Annotated in this window: 14 protein-coding genes; 6 read left to right on the forward strand and 8 right to left on the reverse strand. The window is 65.7% G+C overall.

Translation table 11 applies throughout. From position 1 onward, the window contains the following. Positions 1-130: 130 nt before the first annotated feature. Positions 131-2740 carry a cell cycle histidine kinase CckA gene (gene cckA, locus ShzoTeo12_RS07990; protein WP_318912088.1) on the reverse strand — a complete coding sequence of 870 codons (2610 nt, stop codon included), beginning with the start codon at positions 2738-2740 and terminating at the stop codon, positions 131-133. A gap of 295 nt (positions 2741-3035) precedes the next feature. Between cckA and ShzoTeo12_RS07995 the strand changes: the two genes are divergently transcribed. Next, positions 3036-4028, forward strand: coding sequence for a flagellar biosynthetic protein FliO (locus ShzoTeo12_RS07995; RefSeq protein ID WP_318912089.1), 993 nt, complete (start codon positions 3036-3038; stop codon positions 4026-4028). A 36-nt stretch (positions 4029-4064) separates the two neighbouring features. On the opposite strand, the gene ShzoTeo12_RS08000 is transcribed toward ShzoTeo12_RS07995, so the two are convergent. Beyond that, the gene (locus ShzoTeo12_RS08000) at positions 4065-4439 is read right to left on the reverse strand and encodes a VOC family protein (protein ID WP_318912409.1); all 375 of its coding nucleotides are present in this window, start codon (positions 4437-4439) and stop codon (positions 4065-4067) included. A 194-nt stretch (positions 4440-4633) separates the two neighbouring features. Beyond that, positions 4634-5053: an RNA polymerase-binding protein DksA gene (dksA, locus tag ShzoTeo12_RS08005; protein WP_119256227.1), complete on the reverse strand. Its 420-nt coding sequence runs from the start codon at positions 5051-5053 to the stop codon at positions 4634-4636. A gap of 361 nt (positions 5054-5414) precedes the next feature. On the opposite strand from dksA, the gene ShzoTeo12_RS08010 reads away from it, so the two are divergent. From ShzoTeo12_RS08010 to ShzoTeo12_RS08025, 4 genes are all read left to right on the forward strand, one after another. Further along, positions 5415-5939 carry a SixA phosphatase family protein gene (locus ShzoTeo12_RS08010; RefSeq protein ID WP_245424797.1) on the forward strand — a complete coding sequence of 175 codons (525 nt, stop codon included), beginning with the start codon at positions 5415-5417 and terminating at the stop codon, positions 5937-5939. Positions 5940-6008: 69 nt separating this feature from the next. Continuing rightward, complete coding sequence (locus ShzoTeo12_RS08015; protein WP_318912091.1) at positions 6009-7484, forward strand: YcjX family protein; 1476 nt, start codon at positions 6009-6011, stop codon at positions 7482-7484. After that, positions 7481-8545, forward strand: coding sequence for a TIGR01620 family protein (locus tag ShzoTeo12_RS08020; RefSeq protein ID WP_318912093.1), 1065 nt, complete (start codon positions 7481-7483; stop codon positions 8543-8545). The genes ShzoTeo12_RS08015 and ShzoTeo12_RS08020 overlap by 4 nt, the downstream gene beginning before the upstream one ends. 147 nt (positions 8546-8692) lie before the next feature. Beyond that, positions 8693-9241 (forward strand): hypothetical protein, encoded by a 549-nt coding sequence (locus tag ShzoTeo12_RS08025; protein WP_318912094.1) that lies wholly within the window; start codon positions 8693-8695, stop codon positions 9239-9241. Between the two features lie 3 nt (positions 9242-9244). On the opposite strand, the gene folK is transcribed toward ShzoTeo12_RS08025, so the two are convergent. The 3 genes from folK to folP are packed head-to-tail and all read right to left on the reverse strand — an operon-like array spanning position 9245 to position 11014. Beyond that, positions 9245-9760, reverse strand: coding sequence for a 2-amino-4-hydroxy-6-hydroxymethyldihydropteridine diphosphokinase (gene folK / locus ShzoTeo12_RS08030; RefSeq protein ID WP_318912096.1), 516 nt, complete (start codon positions 9758-9760; stop codon positions 9245-9247). After that, positions 9750-10118 (reverse strand): dihydroneopterin aldolase, encoded by a 369-nt coding sequence (folB, locus tag ShzoTeo12_RS08035; RefSeq protein ID WP_318912097.1) that lies wholly within the window; start codon positions 10116-10118, stop codon positions 9750-9752. Before folB ends, folK begins: the two co-directional genes overlap by 11 nt. After that, positions 10115-11014 (reverse strand): dihydropteroate synthase, encoded by a 900-nt coding sequence (folP, locus tag ShzoTeo12_RS08040; RefSeq protein WP_318912099.1) that lies wholly within the window; start codon positions 11012-11014, stop codon positions 10115-10117. Before folP ends, folB begins: the two co-directional genes overlap by 4 nt. A gap of 150 nt (positions 11015-11164) precedes the next feature. Between folP and ShzoTeo12_RS08045 the strand changes: the two genes are divergently transcribed. Further along, entirely contained in the window at positions 11165-11773 is a 609-nt protein-coding gene (locus tag ShzoTeo12_RS08045) for a DUF922 domain-containing protein (protein WP_119256219.1), read from the forward strand. A 403-nt stretch (positions 11774-12176) separates the two neighbouring features. Here ShzoTeo12_RS08045 and ShzoTeo12_RS08050 read toward each other — a convergent pair whose 3' ends face one another. Both ShzoTeo12_RS08050 and ShzoTeo12_RS08055 read right to left on the reverse strand, forming a co-directional pair. Continuing rightward, the gene (locus ShzoTeo12_RS08050) at positions 12177-12497 is read right to left on the reverse strand and encodes a 2Fe-2S iron-sulfur cluster-binding protein (protein ID WP_119256218.1); all 321 of its coding nucleotides are present in this window, start codon (positions 12495-12497) and stop codon (positions 12177-12179) included. Between the two features lie 183 nt (positions 12498-12680). Next, on the reverse strand, positions 12681-13049 hold the full coding sequence (locus ShzoTeo12_RS08055) for an Hpt domain-containing protein (protein WP_318912102.1): 369 nt from the start codon (positions 13047-13049) through the stop codon (positions 12681-12683). Positions 13050-13328 lie beyond the last annotated feature (279 nt).

The raw sequence follows: 13328 nt of genomic DNA on the forward strand, positions 1-13328 counted from the left end.
CTCCTTCCGTCATGCTCGGGCCTGTCCCGGGCATCTCCAACGCCACATTTTTCGATACGTTGGTAGATCCTCGGCACGAGGCCGAGGATGACGAGTGGGGCAAGAATCCCTATCCACCCGCGAAGGGCGTTTATGCGTCCAGCATTTCCCGCACGGCTTCGGCGAGCTGCTTCAGCGAGAACGGCTTCGGCAGGAAGCCGAACTTGGCGTCGGCGGGCAGGTTGCGGGCGAAGGCGTCCTCGGCGTAGCCGGAAACGAAGATGAACTTCATGTCCGGATAGGATTTGCGTAGTTCCCGCAACAGCGACGGGCCGTCCATTTCCGGCATGACGACGTCGGAGACGACGATGTCGACCGCTCCGTTCAGCTCTTCCATGATGTCGAGCGCCTCGACGCCGGAACCAGCCTCATGCACCGTGTAGCCGCGCGTTTCCAGCATGCGCTTGCCGCCGCGGCGCACCGCCTCCTCGTCCTCGACGAGAAGGACGACGGCCGAGCCGCCGGTGAGGTCGCGCGGTTCCTTTTCCGGCGCCTGCGCGACGGCCGCGGGCTGCTGCTCGCCGGCCTGCGCGGTCGCGGCGGTCTCGGCAGCCGGCACGGCCTCTTCGGTATGGCGCGGCATGAGGATGCGGAAGGTCGTGCCCTTGCCGACTTCGGAATCGAGATAGATGTAGCCGCCGGACTGCTTGACGATGCCATAGACCATCGACAGGCCGAGGCCGGTGCCCTTGCCGACTTCCTTGGTGGTGAAGAAGGGCTCGAAGATCTTGTCGATGATCTCGGGCGGAATGCCGGTGCCCTGGTCGGCGACCTCGACTTCCACATAGTCGCCGGGCGGCAGGTCGCGCAGGTTCCGCGCCGCGGCCTCCTCGGCCTCGACATTGCGCGTGCGGAAGGTGATCGTGCCGCCCTCCGGCATGGCATCGCGCGCATTGACGGCAAGGTTGATCAATACCTGCTCGAACTGGCCGAGATCCGTCTTCACCGGCCAGAGGTCCCGGCCGTATTCGACGTCGATCTTTACGTTCGTGCCGGTCATCCGGTCGACCAGCATGCGCAGGTCGCCGATGACGTCCGTGAGGTTCAGGACGGTCGGCCGCATCGTCTGCTTGCGCGAGAAGGCGAGAAGCTGGCGCACCAGCACGGCAGCGCGGTTGGCGTTGCGCTTGATCTCCATGAGATCGGCGAAGCTCGCATCGGACGGGCGCGCGGAAAGCAGCAGGTGGTCGGAGGACAGCAGGATCGCCGTCAGCACGTTGTTGAAGTCGTGCGCGATACCACCGGCGAGCGTGCCGACCGCATTCATCTTCTGCGTCTGCGCCATCTGCGTCTCGAGCGCCTTCTGCTCGGTGATCTCGACGGCGTAGACGATGGCGGCCTCTTCCGGGGCCTCGTCGCTCTGGTCGATGACAGCGTTCACGTAGAAGCGGAAATGCCTTCCGTCGTCGCCGGGATGCAGCGAATCGAGCGGCGGAATGTCGCCTTGCCGGTCCCTTGCCGCATCGAGCGCCGATTGCAGGCGCAGGCGGTCCGTCTCGTGCACGATGGTCTCGAGCTTGGCGCCGCGGTCGATATCGTCGCGCGAGACGACGCCGGAGAAGAGTTTCAGGAACGGCGCGTTGGTGCGCAGGATGCGCCCGTCGCCGTCCACCGAGGCGATGGCCATCGGCGTGTTGTTGAAGAAGCGCGTGAAGCGCATCGAGGCGATGGAGGCGGACTGGTCGTTCTGGCTCCCCTCCTCGCGCGCCAGCACGATGGTGCGGCTCTCGCCCGGCGCGCCGTCGCGCATGGAGGAGACGCGGTGCACAATGCGCACCGGCAGGCTCTGGCCGTTGGTCTTGCGCAAGTCGAGGTCGAGCGTCTCGGTGCGCTTGAGGCCCGGCTCGGCCTGCACGGACTGGATGAGCGCTAGCCCCTCGCCCGCCACGACATCGGCGATGGAAAGCGAGCCCGGATGGAACTTCGTCAGGTCGATGCCGAGCCATTCGGCGAGCGTGGCGTTGAGATAGACGATCTCACCCTTGCGGCCGGCGGAGAAGAAGCCGGCCGGCGCATGGTCGAGATAGTCGATGGCGTTCTGCAATTCCTTGAAGAAGCGCTCCTGGTCGTCGCGCTCGGAGGTGATGTCGGAGATCTGCCAGATATAGAGCGGCTGGCGGGCATTGCCGGAATTCGGCAGCACGCGCGCCTTGAGGCGATACCAATGGGCACCGGAACCGTTGGCGGAAGACGGGTTGAGCGCCTTCTGGACGCGGAATTCTTCCGCCCCTTCCTTGCCCTCGTGCAGGCCGTTCGTCAGGCGGTAGACGGCCTCGGTGGCGTCGCGGTTGCGCGACAGCAGCGTTTCCAGCGTCTGCACCTCCGCCTCGCCCTTCGCCCCCGTCAGCGCCCCATAGGCGGCGTTGGCATAGACGATGCGGCCCTTGCGGTCGGTGACGACCGTGCCGTCCGGATGCGAATCGACGAAGGCGCGCGCAAGCCCGTCCGATCCGTTCGCCTGCGGCATGATCTCGATGAAGCCGATCAGCGCGGAAACGACGAAGAAGATGCCGGCCATGGCGAGCACGCCGAGGACGCCGAGCACGATCTCGTTGTCGAGCTGGTTCTTGAAGAGGATGAAGGCCCCGGCGGATGCCGCCAGGACGAGCGCGAGCAGCACGACGCGCAGCGCCACCGCCGGCCGCAGGCCGCGGTCCACGATCGGCACATTGTCCTCGTCCGGCCGCTTCATCGTCGTCATCAATCCCTCGTCTGCAACTGTCCGGCCTTGCGCTGTGGCCGGACCCGATGCCAGAATCATGTTTATCCGCCCGAGGGAAGCGCAAAAAGCCGCCCGAGGGAAGCAAGGCGGCGAATTCACAGGGAATATTCGAGGCCTTACCCTCGCAATTTCCGCATGCTGCCATAGTTGGGCGGCGATGACGACGGCAATAGGTGCTGGACAAGCGGCGTGCCGCGCTTGTACGAGCCCGTAAAAAGCCGTCAAATGCTGTCAGTTTGACGAAGCAACCCGTCCACCGAGGAGTGACTGCGCCATGCCCCAGGAGATCCTAGCAGAGAACGGCATGAAATTCGCCATTGCCGCGGCGGTGGTGCTGCTCGGCCTTCTCTGCCTCGCGCTGGTGCTGTGGATCATCCGCGGCCGGCCCTCCTCGCCGTTCATTCGCGGCGGACGCAACCGGACGCCGCGCCTTGCCGTGCTGGACGCCGCCGCGATCGATACGCGCCGCCGCCTCGTGCTGGTGCGCCGCGACGATGTCGAGCATCTCGTCATGATCGGCGGCCCGACGGATATCGTCATCGAATCCCGCATCGTCTCCGCCGCCGCCGAAGCGGCCCCGACCGCGGAAAAGCCGATCGAGAAGGTCCAGCGCGCCGAGCCCGCCGTCATCGCGCAGGAGACAACGGCCAAGACCGCCGAGACACCGCTCGCCGCCCGCTCCGCCACGGCGGGCGTGGCCGCGGGAGCCGTTCCCCTCGCCGCCGAGCGCCGGCCGGCCGCGCTGCCGGAAGGCGTCTCGGCCATGAGCAAGGTGCTCTATTCCGGCGACGAGGATGCCGCCGTCCGCGCCCTGCCCGCGCGCCCGGTCCAGCAGCCGGCCGCCGTCGCTCAGCAGGCGCAGACCGGCGCGCAGCAGCGCGCGCCCGAGCGCCGCGTCGAGGAGATGCTGGAGCAGAACCGCCAGCGCGTTCTGTCGCCGCAGACGGGTGCAACCACGGCGCAGGCCACGGTCGCCCAGACCGTGCAGCGCCCCGTCACCAGCGCGGCGATCACCAACCCGACGGCGAGCGCCGCCGACAATCCGGCGCTGGTGAGCGAGTTCGAAAAGATCCTCGAAGCGGAAATGGCGAACAATGCCGCTGCCGCGGCGACCGTTCCGGCCCGCACCGTCACCCAGCCGACGACCAATCCCACGCAGACCGCGGCGATGATCGGCCAAGGCCAGTCCGCCGCCAAGAGCCGCGAGGAGACGGAAGCGGAAATGGCCCGCCTGCTCGGCGAGATTGCCGCGAACCGCAAGGCTTGATCTTCCGGCCTGACAAGGGAATCGAGGCGTGAAGGATCACGCCTCCGGCGCGTGACAAACCGCTTCGATATTGTGCCCGTCGAGACCGATGACGAATGCCGCGTAATAGTTCGCATGGTAGCGGGGACGCAGGCCCGGCGCGCCATTGTCCTTGCCGCCTGCTTCCAGAGCGGCACGGTGGAAGGCATCCACCTGCTCCCGGCGCTCGGCGACGAATGCCAGGTGAAGAAGCGCCGGCTTCTCCTCTGTCCGGTAAAGACACAACGACACCTTGCCGTCCGAACTCATCTCTACGCCATAGGCCGGCGTTCCTTCCGAGACGACGGCCACGCCGAGCGGCGCGAGCGCCTTGAGAAAAAAGGCCTTGCTCGCCTCATAGTCGCTGACGCCGAATTTCACATGATCGAACATGGTTCCTCCTGAAGCCCAGGCAACGCTGGCCGGGAATCGAAAACCGGAAACCAAAAAGCCGCCGGGATATCCGCGGCGGCTTTTGGCAGTCTTCCCGATGTCACGCGGTCCGAAAACCGCCCGCACCGGACAATGTCCGATGTTCGATCCTTGCCGACGCGACCTGCGAGCCTCCTCGGACCCGCAGGAAACGCCTACTCGTCGCGATACACCTTCTCCCGACGCTCATGGCGCTCCTGCGCCTCGATCGACAGCGTTGCGATCGGACGGGCGTCGAGACGCTTGAGGCCGATCGGTTCGCCGGTTTCCTCGCAATAGCCATAGGTGCCTTCGTCGAGACGCTGGAGCGCCGCATCGATCTTGGAGATCAGCTTGCGCTGGCGGTCGCGAGCGCGAAGTTCGATGGCACGGTCGGTTTCCGAGGATGCCCGGTCCGCGAGGTCCGGGTGGTTGGCGCTTTCTTCCGCCAGATGATCGAGGGTTTCGCGCGCTTCGCGCAGGATATCGTTTTTCCAGGCGTTCAACTTCGCTCGAAAGTAGGCGCGCTGGTTTGCATTCATGAATTCCTCGCCCTCATCGAGGACGAAATTGCTAAGATCGATCTTCTCACTCAACGCGATTCTCCTGAAGAACATCTCAAGGCGCGCTGTATATCCCCACGGGTAACGCGATTCAAGCCTGCCGGGACTTACCCACGGTTTTCGCGCGTGCCTCTATTTTAAACCCTGCCAGACTAATATTTCATCAAGATTACAACGGGATGGGGAAAACGTCCCCGAATCGGCCCCAAATTTGCTTGCCGCTTCACACGAAAAGGTGTCCCCAGAATGGGCCAAGCGCCATCCCTGCCGTGAATTTAAGCACAGAATTCTTGCCATGCTGGCGGCGGCGCAAAACCGGTTGATCTTTCCGGCAAGGAAAGACATGAAGTCTGGAGACGGCATCGATCCTGCTGCAGGCGGATGGAGGACAGACTTGGCATCTCTCGGCACGCCGGCCTTCCGGCTCTATATCCTTCGCCACGCCCGCGCCGCCTGGGCCCAGCCCGGCCAGTCGGATTTCGACCGGGCGCTCGACGACGACGGCTTCGCCGAAGCCGAGGTGATCGCCGAGGAAGCGGCCGACCAGGGCTACCGGCCGGACCTCATCATCTCCTCGACCGCCGTGCGCTGCCGCCAGACGGCGGAACCGTTCCACCGCGCCGTCAGCGAGGAGCTTTCCATAGACTATGTCGACTCACTCTATTCCGGCACGATCGACGCCTATGCGGAGCTCGCCTTCGCGAACCGGCGGGAAAGCGCCGTGATGGTCGTCGGCCACAATCCGATGATCGAGGAATTCTTCCATCGCCTCGTCGGCAAGGAGATCGCCGAGACCGCCGCGCCCTTCGGCTACCCGACGGCGGGCCTCGCCATCCTCGATTTCGACCGGCGCCCGACGGAAGAGGATTACACGGGCGCCTGCCTTGCCGGCTTCATGGCGCCGCGTCCGGCCCATTGACGAAACGGCGTCGCCTCTTTTCCTGCCGGATTTCGTTTCCTATATCGCCCTCGATGCTGGAAAGAGACCTTGCCGCCTAGCCTGACCACCTTCACCGACGAAGCCCGGCTCGCGCTCGATGCGCTCACCGGCCGCGCCACCAATCTCGTCAGCCCGTCGATCCGGCTGGGCGTGACGGGTCTTTCGCGCGCCGGCAAGACGGTCTTTATCTCCTCCCTCGTGCACAATCTGCTGAACGGCGGACGCCTGCCGCTGTTCGAGGCCGGCCGCTCCGGCCGCGTCTCGAAGATCCGGCTGGAGCCGCAGCCGGACGACGCCGTGCCGCGCTTCCAGTACGAGGACCATATCCGCGCGCTCGTCGCCGACCGCCTCTGGCCGGACTCGACCCGCGCCATCTCACAACTCCGCATCACGCTGGATTACGAGAGCGCGTCCGGCTGGGGCCGCCTGTTCTCGCCCGGCAAGCTCTCCATCGACATCGTCGACTATCCCGGCGAATGGCTGCTGGACCTGCCGCTGCTGGCGCAGGATTTTCGCACCTTCAGCCGGAACACCGTCGCGCTCGCACAGTCCGGCATTCGCGCCGAGCTTGCCCGCGACTGGCTCGCGCTTTCCGGCACGGTCGATCCCGCCGCCCATGCGGAGGAGGCCACCGCCCGGTCGCTAGCCGAAGCCTTCACCGCCTATCTGAAAGCCTGCAAGTCCGACGAGCGCTCGCTTTCCACCCTGCCGCCCGGTCGTTTCCTGATGCCGGGGGACCTCGAAGGTTCGCCGGCGCTCACCTTCGCCCCCTTGCCGAACCTTGCCGCAGGCAGTCCCGCCAGGGGCTCGCTGCATGCGATGATGGAACGTCGCTACGAGGCCTACAAGGCCCATGTCGTGCGCCCCTTCTTCCGCGAGCATTTCGCCCGCCTCGACCGGCAGATCGTGCTGATCGACGCGCTTCAGGCGATCAATCGCGGCACTGAAGCCGTCCACGACCTGGAGCGGGCTCTCGGCGACGTGCTCGACTGCTTCCGCGCCGGCGCCAACAGCTTCCTCTCCTCCTTCGTCACGCGCCGCATCGACCGCATCGTCATCGCCGCCACCAAGGCCGACCACCTGCATCATGAAAGCCATCCGCGGCTGGAGGCCATCACGCGCCGGCTGGTCGAGCGCGCCATCGAGCGCATCGGCATGAGCGGCGCGGGCATCGAGGTCATGGCGCTCGCCTCCGTGCGCGCCACCCGCGAAGCGACCGTCAAGCACGATGGCGAGGAGCTGCCGGTCATCGTCGGGGTGCCGATGGCGGGCGAGAGGATCGACGGCGAGGTCTTCGACGGCGAACGGAAAACAGCGATATTTCCCGGGGACTTGCCGAAGGATCCGGATTCACTTTTTCAAGCGCTTGGATCGTCCCCTGAAGGCGAAGCGCCGCATCTTCTCAATTTCGTCCGCTTCCGCCCGCCGCATATCGAGGAGACCGGCGGCGGCCTGAAACTGTCGGTGCCGCATATCCGCCTCGACCGGGCGCTGCAATATCTCATCGGAGACCGGCTCGCATGACAGACCGTCCGCGCAGGCCCGCCGCCTTCTCGCTTCCGCCCGCCGCCACGGCGAAGGAACCGGAGCGCAGCAAGCCCCGCACGCCCGCCGCCTTCGACGATGCCGTGACGCTGACGCCGGACGCGGACGATCCCTTCATCGCCACGACCGCCGACCTGCCCGAGCTGACACCGCCTGTCGCGACGCCCCGCCCGCGCCGCCTGACGCTCGGCCGCATCGCCTTCGGCGCGCTCGGCCTCCTCGTCTCGCTCGCCGTCGGCCTCTGGGTGGATGCGCTGATCCGCGATCTCTTCACCCGCAACGACTGGCTCGGCTATCTCGCGGTCGCCGCCGCCGCCGTCGCCGTGCTCGCCCTTCTCGGCGTGGTGTTGCGCGAGCTCATCGGACTGCGCCGGCTTGCCGCCGTGCAGGACCTCAAGCACGATATCCTCGCCGCCGCCACCTCCCCGACGCCGTCGGTCGGCCGCGCTATCGTCTCCCGCCTCGTCCATCTTCTCGCCGCCCGGCCGCAGACGGCCCGGGGGCGCGCAAGGCTCGCCGAGACCGAAGGAGAGATCATCGACGCCGCCCATCTCGTCGACCTTGCCGAGCGGGAGCTGATGGCTCCGCTCGACCGCGAGGCGCGGGCATTGATCCTCGGCGCCGCCAAGCGCGTCTCCATCGTCACCGCCGTCAGCCCGCGCGCGCTGGTCGATCTCGGCTATGTCGTCTACGAAAGCAGCCGGCTGGTGCGCGGCATGGCGGAACTCTATGGCGGAAGGCCGGGCAAGATCGGCATGCTGCGCCTGATGCGCGACGTCATCGCCCATCTCGCCGTCACCGGCTCCATCGCCATGGGCGACAGTCTCGTCCAGCAGGTGCTCGGCCACGGCATCGCCTCCAAGCTCTCCGCGCGGCTCGGCGAAGGCGTCATCAACGGTCTGATGACGGCACGAATCGGCATCGCCGCCATGGACCTCTGCCGGCCCATGCCCTTCCGGGCGCTGAAACGGCCCGGCATCGGCGATTTCATCGGCGACCTGACGCCGGGAACCGGGAGCAGCCGCCGCGACGAGGCGTGACTGGACTGCAACACCCCGGTTTTCAGGGCCTCGGCCATAATCAAATACGAATGGACAGGGCGGCGGGAAACCGTCCATTAACCATTTTCGCGCAAATCTCCTCTCACCAGAGCAGGCCAGATGGCCGTCGCCCATCAAGGATCGTTCATGTACTCGCGCACCTCTTTGATCGCCCGCGTCTCCGTAGCGGCCATTCTCGCAACCACCGCCTTCGCCCTTCCGGCCGCCGCCGGCTCGCGCGACAAGGCATTCTTCCAGCAGGTCGCGGGCAACTGGCAGGGCAGCGGCGAAATCGTCGCCGGCAAGTACAAGGGCACCAAGTTCAGCTGCGACCTCACCGGCGACACCGCCGCCGCGAAGGATGCCGGCATCCAGCTCGACGGCTTCTGCCGCGTCGGCGTGTTCAAGCAGCCGATGTCCGCGCTGATCACCAAGGCAGGCGCCACCTACAAAGGCAAGTTCCTCGACGGCGCGAACGGCAAGGGCCTCGACATCACCTCCGGCCAGGTCGCCGGCAACAAGGTCGTCGTCGGCATCAACCGCCAGAAGCTCAACGGCGCGATGATCGCGCGGCTGGAGAGCGACAACAAGATGAACATCACCATCTCGGTGAAGGTCGAGAACAAGATGGTCCCGGTCATCGGCCTGTCGCTCGACCGCAGCCTCGACGACATCGCCGTCGGCTCGATCAAGTAAGGCTCAGGCCTTCCACCAGTCCGGACCGGCGCTCGCCGGCTCGATCCCCGCGACATCCGCCTCCTTCAGCCACGCCTCGACGGTCCGTCCCTCGACATCGAGCGTCGGCGCGACGTCCGCCAGCGGCATCAGCACGAAACCGCGCGCCGTCATGCGCGGATGCGGCAGTTCCAGCCGGCCGCCGGCCTGCGAGACGCCCTCATAGGTCAGGACATCGATATCGATGGTACGCGGTCCCCAGCGCTCCTTGCGCTCGCGCTTCATGTCGCGCTCGATGCCGAGACAGGCGTCGAGAAGCGCTTCCGGGGCAAGCATCGTCTCCACCAGCGCGCAGGCGTTGAAGAACCAGTCCTGGTCCGTCTTGCCCCAGGGCGGCGTGCGGTAGAGCCGCGACACGGCAACGACGCGGCAGTCCGGCCGCGCATCGAGCATACGCAGCGCCTGCGCCATCGATCGCACCGGATCGCCGACATTGCCGCCGAGGCCGAGCGTCGCCCGGCGGAAGGGCTCAGACGGCATGATCGACCGTCACCTGGACATAATCGAGCACGCCGGGCACCGGCGCGTTCGGCTTGCGCACGGTGATGCGCGCGCGGGAGATCTGCGGGAAGCGCGCACAGAGAACGGTGGCGATCTCCTGCGCCAGCGCCTCGATGAGGTAGCGCCGTTGACCGGTGACGATCTTCTCGATCTCCTGGAAGGCGACGCCGTAATCGACGGTCGATTCGATCGAATCGTCGGAAAGCGGGCGCAGCGGCCGCACGTCCAGCTCGGCATCGACGAAGAAGCGCTGCCCCAGGAATTCCTCGGCATCGTGCAGGCCGTGGCGGGCGAAGAAGGCGCAGTTCTTGAGCGTGATCGTATAAGTCGTGGTCATGGTCTATCCTGTCCGGTTGGCTCTCCGGCGCGCGCCTCGCGCGCCTTCACCTTGCGCCCTGCGTCGAGCATAGCATCCGCCATGGCAAGCGCATCCCTGTTGATTGCGACATCGTGCACCCTGAAGACCGCCGCGCCGGCGACACGCAGCAGCGCCGTCGTCGCGGCCGTGCCCGCATCCCGCTCCGCCGCCTCGCGGCCGGTGACCGCACCGACGAAGCGCTTTCGCGACGTGCCGGCGAGAATGGGCAGTTCGAAACCGAAAAGCGCGCCGAAACGCGCCATGAGCTCGATATTCTCGTCGGTATCCTTGGCAAAGCCGAAGCCGGGATCGAGCACCATGGCCTCGCGGGCGACACCGGCCTCCCGCGCGATCTTCAGCGAACGGCCGAGGAAGAGATACTGGTCCTCCACGACGTCGGGGAGCTTCTGCCGGTCGCGACCGGTATGCATGATGCACAGCCCCGCCCCGGTCTCCGCCGCCACGCACGCGATATCGGGCTCGCGCTGCAGCCCGTGCACGTCGTTGACGATATGCGCGCCGGCGGCAACGGCGAGCCGGGCGGTTTCGGCGCGGTAGGTATCGACGGAGAGAATGGCGTCCGTGGTGCCGGCAAGCGCCTCGATGACGGGCAGGATCCGGTCCTGCTCCTCGGCGGCCGTCACCGTCGCGGCGCCGGGCCGCGTCGATTCCCCGCCGATATCGATGATTTCGGCGCCCTGCTCCAGACAGAGGATCGCCTGCGCCACCGCGGCATCCGCGCTGTCGAACTTTCCGCCGTCGGAAAAGGAATCGGGGGTAACGTTGACGATCGCCATCAGAATGCCACGCGGGCCGAGTTCCAGATGCCGACCGTGCGCAAGCGCCCAGCGGAAGGGTTCGAACGGCGAGAACATGGCGGTTTCCTCCCGCGATTAACCAGTGCCCTGAAAGGGTGTTGCGCTCGCCGAGCCTATGCCCCAAGCTTAAAGGAAGTTCAACCGGTTCAGCGTATCGAGCCGGCACACCATCGGCGGATCCGGTGGCGAAAGGAATGCTGAACCGAAATGAAGACCATCGCCCGCCTGATGGCCGTTGCCGCCCTCGCCTGCCTCGCCCTCCAGCCGGCCCGCGCCGAGACGATCACCTCCAAGTCCTTCGCCTATTTCTCCGTCGGCGGGCGCACGGCCGCCGAACTCGACGAAGAATTGTCGAAGCGCGGCCCCGTCATGAAGCACAGCGGCTCGCGCCATCCCGGCGCCACGCGGATCAAGTGGGGCGGGTCCGTCACCTATGTGCGGCGCGGCGACCGCTGCGCGGTGGGCAATGCCAGGGTCACGCTCTCCACCCAGATCATCCTGCCCCGCTGGAAGAACCGCAAGCGCGCGACGCCCTCGCTCGCCCTCATCTGGGACACGCTTTCCGCCGACATCCGCCGCCATGAGGAACGCCACGCGGAAATCGCCCGGAATCACGCCCGCGACCTGGAGCGCACCCTCAAGCGCCTGCCGCCGGAAGCAAGCTGCGAGCGCATGCAGGCGCGGGTCGACCGGGTGACCGCCGATGCCGTCGCAAAGCACGACGCCGACCAGGCGCGCTTCGACCGCATCGAGTCGAAGAACTTCAACGACCGCATGATGCGCCTGCTCACGCACCGTCTCAACAACGGCAAGTGAGTAAAGGCCGCAGGGCCTTGCATGTATTTCCCGAAAAATTCCCAGTGCAACCGGAACGGATCAAGCCGAGAGCGGCGCGACCTGCACAAAATCAGTGGTGAATTTTAGCGATAGCGCAATTCTGCAAATCACCTTATCGTCATTCCAACAGCGATCGGGAAGTTTCTCTTGCTTTCCAACGCAGCATGAATTGGTTTTGACAGGTTCTCCTGGCGCATCCCTATCGAAGCAGCAGGTGTTCTCCTCCCTCTCCTGACTGCGATGCGCCCTCCTGGCCTCGCTCGTCCCTGGTGACCGGCGAGGCATTTTTTTGTCCATCTATTCTTAGGCAAGAACAGACCTCACCCGTTCTCTTCTTCACGCGGGAAGAAGAGCGGCAAGGTTTCTATCCGGGGGGATGATGTCAGGCCTGGCGTTCCGGCACGTGGACGACGAGCCCGTCGAGGGCATCCGACATCTTGATCTGACAGGAAAGCCGCGAGGTCGGGCGGACATCGTAGGCGAAGTCCAGCATGTCCTCTTCCATCGCTTCCGGCGGGCCGACGACGGCGCTCCAGGCATCGTCGACATAGACATGGCAGGTCGCGCAGGCACAGGCGCCGCCGCATTCCGCCTCGATGCCCGGCACGGAATTGCGCACGGCATTTTCCATCACCGTGGAACCGTTGGCGACATCCAGTTCGTGACGCGTGCCGTCGAAGGCGACGATGGTGAGTTTGCTCATGATGACTTCCGGATCCTGTAGGCTGCCCTGTGCGGGCACGTGACTGGACGGCAGAGAGGGTGCGCGCCGCCGGTTTTCCGGCGGCTGTTTCCAACAAAACCTGTCACCAGTCAACATAGTGCGCCGCGCCCGGGACTTTAAGGACCCGGCGCCGCACGGCTGCCTTGCGGCAGGGACTGTCGCTCAGCGGCAGAGTTTCAGGATGAAGTTTTCCGCCTCGACCACGGCCGCCGTGACATTTGCCAGTGCGACGGCATTTGCGGGATTGCGCTCCAGCGTTTCTGCGGCCGCGCCGACGATGGTGGCGCCGACGGACTGGGCCGAGCCCTTGAGGCGATGGGCGACAGCGGCGCGGGCGGGGCCCTGCGTTTCCGCGATCTCCTTCATGCTGGCGCGGGCCTGCCGCGCGAACATTTGCAGCACTTCCAGTTCCAGGGCCTTGTCGCCCATGGTCTGCCGGGCAAGGTGTACCAGATCGATCGGCCGTCCATTCGGGGGACACATGCCGCCCGGATTGTCGGGCGCCTCGAATGCGATGTTGAGCGCTGCCATTGCCAATATCCTTATTACGCTACGTACGCTTGTTTCGTTGTGATGCACGCAGATGCCGGCGGGTGGCGCGGGCGTTTTCCGCCCTCATGCACCGTCCGCCCGGCAATTCATTCTGCGCGGCCGGCGCGCCTATCCGATTAAAAGGCGGCGCAAAATGGGCATGAATCGCAAACTATGGTTAACGGCTGAAAAATTGCCGTTTTCTCAAGTTTTCCATCGCGATACGGATTCGCCCGATTTTAACTTCCTGTTAAGTTTCGGGCGAAGGGAGATGGCAAT

Origin of the sequence: Shinella zoogloeoides (assembly GCF_033705735.1) — a bacterium.
GTDB lineage: Bacteria > Pseudomonadota > Alphaproteobacteria > Rhizobiales > Rhizobiaceae > Shinella > Shinella zoogloeoides_A.

What these genes read in the sequence shown, in the direction of transcription:
- cckA (WP_318912088.1), bottom strand. Translation starts at nt 2,740, where the DNA reads ATGACGACGATGAAGCGGCCGGACGAGGACAATGTGCCGATCGTGGAC.
- ShzoTeo12_RS07995 (WP_318912089.1), top strand. Translation starts at nt 3,036, where the DNA reads ATGCCCCAGGAGATCCTAGCAGAGAACGGCATGAAATTCGCCATTGCC.
- ShzoTeo12_RS08000 (WP_318912409.1), bottom strand. Translation starts at nt 4,439, where the DNA reads ATGTTCGATCATGTGAAATTCGGCGTCAGCGACTATGAGGCGAGCAAG.
- ShzoTeo12_RS08020 (WP_318912093.1), top strand. Translation starts at nt 7,481, where the DNA reads ATGACAGACCGTCCGCGCAGGCCCGCCGCCTTCTCGCTTCCGCCCGCC.
- ShzoTeo12_RS08025 (WP_318912094.1), top strand. Translation starts at nt 8,693, where the DNA reads ATGTACTCGCGCACCTCTTTGATCGCCCGCGTCTCCGTAGCGGCCATT.
- folK (WP_318912096.1), bottom strand. Translation starts at nt 9,760, where the DNA reads ATGCCGTCTGAGCCCTTCCGCCGGGCGACGCTCGGCCTCGGCGGCAAT.
- folB (WP_318912097.1), bottom strand. Translation starts at nt 10,118, where the DNA reads ATGACCACGACTTATACGATCACGCTCAAGAACTGCGCCTTCTTCGCC.
- folP (WP_318912099.1), bottom strand. Translation starts at nt 11,014, where the DNA reads ATGTTCTCGCCGTTCGAACCCTTCCGCTGGGCGCTTGCGCACGGTCGG.
- ShzoTeo12_RS08045 (WP_119256219.1), top strand. Translation starts at nt 11,165, where the DNA reads ATGAAGACCATCGCCCGCCTGATGGCCGTTGCCGCCCTCGCCTGCCTC.
- ShzoTeo12_RS08050 (WP_119256218.1), bottom strand. Translation starts at nt 12,497, where the DNA reads ATGAGCAAACTCACCATCGTCGCCTTCGACGGCACGCGTCACGAACTG.
- ShzoTeo12_RS08055 (WP_318912102.1), bottom strand. Translation starts at nt 13,049, where the DNA reads ATGGCAGCGCTCAACATCGCATTCGAGGCGCCCGACAATCCGGGCGGC.